This is a genomic window from Phyllobacterium sp., from assembly GCF_037994425.1.
GTDB lineage: Bacteria > Pseudomonadota > Alphaproteobacteria > Rhizobiales > Rhizobiaceae > Phyllobacterium.
Genome location: NZ_JBBNAM010000007.1, coordinates 1 through 1,642, shown reverse-complemented (window position 1 = coordinate 1,642; position 1,642 = coordinate 1). Strand labels below are relative to the sequence as shown.

Annotated in this window: 3 protein-coding genes; all 3 read right to left on the bottom strand. The window is 62.4% G+C overall.

Translation table 11 applies throughout. From position 1 onward, the window contains the following. On the bottom strand, positions 1-710 hold a 710-nt coding region (locus AAAB35_RS00160), incomplete at its 3' end, for a hypothetical protein (protein ID WP_340666233.1). After that, entirely contained in the window at positions 710-1,156 is a 447-nt protein-coding gene (gene exbD / locus AAAB35_RS00155) for a TonB system transport protein ExbD (protein ID WP_340666232.1), read from the bottom strand. The genes exbD and AAAB35_RS00160, both read right to left, overlap by 1 nt. 12 nt (positions 1,157-1,168) lie before the next feature. Continuing rightward, positions 1,169-1,642, bottom strand: a 474-nt coding sequence (gene exbB / locus AAAB35_RS00150; RefSeq protein ID WP_340666231.1) for a tonB-system energizer ExbB, incomplete at its 5' end; no start/stop codon positions are given.

Sequence of the window (1,642 nt, the reverse complement as noted above, 5' to 3'; positions counted from 1 at the left end):
ATGCCAATACTGATGCGGACGGTCCCTTTGCCGGCCATACGGGCGCTGCGTGTACGCCGAACCAGATATGCACGTACACGATCGCTCCATTTTTCCGCCTGCCTGGCCGATGCGGCGCTGGAAACACTCGACCTTGGCTGTTCGACCGCCTTGCGCGGGCGTTCAGTTTCGACCTTGGCGACGGCCGGTTTCCTCACTGGCCTGCGAACGACGTCCTTCTTCGGCGCAGCGGCCCTTTCAGGCTCCGGCCGCACGACGGGCAGAGGTACGTCGACCTGTGGCAGTTCCACGACCTCCTCGGCCTCATCCTTGCCTGGCTCGGGATCAACTGGTTCGGGGGTGACCTCTTCGACCGGTTCTGCCTCTTCTACCCGCGCCGGTTGCTCCTCGGATTCCGGCTCCACGTCGGTCAGCGCCTCGGGCACCGCCGTCTCCTGTTCGAGCGCCTCCGGCTCTGTCGGTTCGGGTTCGGCAGTTTTGGCCTCCTGCTTCACCGGCTCAGGCACGATGGGTGCCGGAAGCGGTACCATGTCGATCGCGACGGCGGGCGCAATATCACCGGCCAGCTCATCGGTTTGCCGGCTTTGAAGGTACCAGGCCCCGCCAGCATGGAGCACAACCACTACCAACCCGGCCATCGACCAAAGGCCGGCTTCCCGCCAGTCGACGCTAAAGCCCCCTACCTCCCCCGTGGCAGACCCTTTGGACATCACTGCGCGCTTTCGCCCTTGGCGGGAGCGCTTTCAAGCCCGACCAGCGCGATCTTCAGATAGCCGTTGTCCCGCAGCGCATTCATCAGGTCCATGAGAGAACCGTAGTCGACCGATTTGTCCGCGCGCAGAAAAATGCGGGTGTCCTTGTTGTCGGCTGTCTTCTGATCGAGGAATTGGCCGAGCGTGTCGCGGGTCAACCGGTCATTGCCGATCGCGATGGATTTATCGTCCTTCAGGGTCAGATAAACCGGCTGATCAGGGCGCGGTGCCGGCGTTGCGGTTGAGGCCGGCAGATCGACATTGATATCGACCGTCGCGAGTGGGGCCGCGACCATGAAGATGATCAGGAGGACCAGCATAACGTCGATGAACGGCGTTACGTTGATTTCATGGTTTTCTTGAAGCTCGTCGTCCGAGGTGTTGTGCCGGATGCCCCCTGCCATATTCGCGCCCACCTATTGCGCTGCAGCGACGCGCTTTTGCTGCGCCTGCGGCAGGCGCGCATAATCGGCATCACGGCTGACGAGGCGCTCGACGCCCGCAGATGCGTCGGCAATCAATTGCCGGTAGCCGGTGATCGACCGCGCGAACACGTTGTAGATAATGACCGCAGGAATAGCGGCGACAAGACCAATCGCCGTTGCCAGCAGCGCCTCTGCGATGCCGGGCGCTACGATTGCGAGGTTGGTTGTCTGCGATTCCGATATGCCAATGAAAGAGTTCATAATGCCCCAGACCGTGCCAAATAATCCGACGAAGGGAGCCGTCGAGCCGATGGTGGCAAGCACACCGGTCCCCCGACTCATGCGCCGGCCAGCCTGTACCTCGATACGGGCCAAGCGGGAGGCAACACGTTCCTTGAGACCTTCGGCGCCAGCATGATCCTGCGCATCGGCGGAGAGGCGTACCTCCTGACGAGCGGCATGGAC